This is a genomic window from uncultured Paraglaciecola sp., from assembly GCF_937123705.1.
Lineage (GTDB): Bacteria > Pseudomonadota > Gammaproteobacteria > Enterobacterales > Alteromonadaceae > Paraglaciecola.
On the sequence record NZ_CAKZKO010000009.1, the window covers coordinates 1 to 1834 of the forward strand.

At 43.9% G+C, this 1834-nt stretch carries 1 protein-coding gene; it reads left to right on the forward strand.

The genetic code is table 11. The annotated features are described in order from the left end of the window. The first annotated feature begins 38 nt into the window (after window positions 1-38). On the forward strand, window positions 39-1739 hold the full coding sequence (ushA, locus tag Q0688_RS01260) for a bifunctional UDP-sugar hydrolase/5'-nucleotidase UshA (RefSeq protein WP_299072076.1): 1701 nt from the start codon (window positions 39-41) through the stop codon (window positions 1737-1739). The last annotated feature ends 95 nt before the right edge of the window (window positions 1740-1834 follow it).

Here is a 1834-nt window from a genome sequence, read left to right on the forward strand (position 1 = left end):
GCCATAACGACATTAAAACGATTAATAAAGGATCTTCTATGAATTTTACTAAGTCTTTACTGGTGCTCTCTATCGGCATAGCGATGGTTGGTTGTGGCTCGGATAGTGACGACATCACGGTAACGTGTGACACAGCTGCTTCTTGTACCAAGTTTACTGTGTTACATACTAACGATAATCACGGTCGTTTTTGGGAGAACAGTAAGGGTGAGTATGGGATGGCGGCTCGTAAGACGCTGATTGATAGTATTCGTGCAGAAGTTACTCAAAATGGTGGTGAGACGATACTATTGTCCGGTGGCGACATTAATACTGGTGTGCCAGAGTCTGATATGCAGGATGCGGTACCAGATTTTGTAGGTATGAATCTTCTTGGTTACGACGCGATGGCGTTAGGTAATCACGAGTTCGACAATAGCTTGGATGTGTTAGATATGCAGGCGGAATTGGCCGACTTCCCGATGCTAGCGGCTAATATTTATATCAAAGATGGAGACACAGTTACTGATGAACGCCTTTTCTCTCCATATAAAGTATTCACTATCAATGGCTTAAAGGTTGCGGTTATTGGCCTGACAACTAAAGATACGGCGAAATTAGTTAACCCTGACAACGTCGCGACGATTCACTTTGCCGACCCGCAAGTCGAAATCAAAAAAGCCATAAAAGAAATTGAGGCCAATGAAACGGTTGATTTGATTTTTGCTACGACTCATATGGGGCACTACGCAGATGGTCAGCATGGTAGTGAAGCGCCTGGCGATGTGTTGCTTGCTCGCTCTCTAGAAGAAGGTCAGTTAGATGCCATTATTGGCGGGCACTCTCAAAATCCTGTTTGTATGGAAGGTAATGAATATGCTGATTTCAATCCGGGAGATGACTGTAAGCCGGATCAGCAAAATGGTACCTACATCATGCAAGCTCACGAATGGGGTAAATATGTAGGTAGAGCTGATTTTGAGTTTTACGATGGAAAGCTGCATTTAGCGAAGTACGACCTGATACCCGTGAACTTAAAAGAGAAGGATGAAAATGGTGATTACCAATTTATCCAATCTGAAATTGAACCTAATTCAACAGTAATTGCTACTCTTTCCGCGTATCAGCAGCAGGGACAAGAGTTGTTAGATGTCATTATCTCTAAAACCGATGCGAAGCTTGAAGGTGACCGTAATGTGGTTCGATCTGAGCAAACTAACCTTGGTCATTTGTTAGGGGAAGCTTATCGCACTTATAAGTTAGTTAATGCTGATTTTGGTGTGATGAACTCTGGTGGTGTTCGTGACTCAATTGCGGCGGGTGATATTGCTTATCGTGATGTGCTGACGGTTCAACCTTTCGGAAACTTCGTGACTAAAGCAACGATGACAGGGGCTGAGGTTAAAGCATATTTAGACGTTGTTGCGACGATGACTGCAGGATCTGGCGCTTATGCCCAGCTCGACAATATTAGCTTAACCGTCGACTGTGATTTGAGTGATGTGACCATTCGAGATATCAATGGCAAAGGCTTTGATTTAGCGGACACCTACACGTTCTCCGTGATCAGCTTTAGTGCCGCTGGCGGTGATGACTACCCAATAATTGATGTTGAGTCGACGCAGTTGACGGATGCCGCTGTGCTGCGCGAGTTCTTTGTTAATAACCCTAATGTCACTGCCGCGCAGTACGCACCAGCAGATGGTGATCTAATCTATATGAGTAATGGTTTAGAAGTGAAAGGCTGCCCAGCGAACTAATTCACAAACAAGCCTTAAAAAATAGCCAGCAAATTGCTGGCTATTTTTGTATTGGAATTTTGAGGTATTAACTAGATAAACAGCGCCTTGTAAGC